Annotated in this window: 1 protein-coding gene; it reads right to left on the bottom strand. The window is 50.0% G+C overall.

Translation table 11 applies throughout. The features are described from left to right. Positions 1 to 54: 54 nt before the first annotated feature. Positions 55 to 738, bottom strand: coding sequence for an IS6 family transposase (locus tag ACR0IV_RS21740; RefSeq protein WP_480661158.1), 684 nt, complete (start codon positions 736 to 738; stop codon positions 55 to 57). Between the last annotated feature and the right edge of the window lie 74 nt (positions 739 to 812).

The raw sequence follows: 812 nt of genomic DNA, 5'->3' as shown, positions 1-812 counted from the left end.
TGGCTTTGTCGCATTCTTTTCTGAAGTCTGAATGCGGTTCGAAACTTGCTGTGTTTAGATGGCTAGTTCCGCAAACTGCTTGAACGGACAGATTCCGAGTCCGAACTGACCCTTTCGGATCATCTGCGCAACTTCAATCCCATCAAGCGTAGCGGAAGCAGATTCAAACGATTTGAAGCCGAGCATTGGTCGGACCCGGCGTTTGATAAATCTGTGATCTTGCTCAATGATGTTGTTTAGGAATTTCCGCCTCACCATCTCGGTTGGGATCGGGCAACCAAAGCCCTTCAACATCTTGTTGACGGCTTTGATACCCGCCGTGTTAGCACCGCTTTTGTCTATCACAATCTTTCTTGGGAGCCCGTTTGCCTCAAGCGCACGTGCGAAGAACTTCGTTGCTGCAGCTTTGTTCCGCCGTTTGGACAGCATGAAATCAAGGGTCTTACCGTGTTTGTCGACAGCGCGGTACAAGTAGACCCATTCGCCTTTGACGCGCACGTAGGTTTCGTCCATTCGCCAGGATCGATCGCAGCAACGCTTCTTAAGACGCGCCCGGTCGGCGACCAGTGGTGCGTATTTGACGATCCAACGGTTCAGCGTCGCATGATCAACTGAAACACGTCGCTCAGCCAGAATTTCTTCCAGATCCCGATAGGACACTGAGTAACGAAGATAGAAGAACACTGCGTGTAGTATCACGTCCCTTGGGAAATGAGCGCCTTTGAATGAAATTGTCACTGTCTGCCTCGATCAAAATCCGAAACGCCATTAACACGAAGACCTACTAGCTAAAAGTTTGCGACAAAGCCTGA

The sequence above is a fragment of the Ruegeria sp. C2 genome, from assembly GCF_056537765.1.
This window is presented reverse-complemented; position numbering and strand designations above follow the sequence as displayed.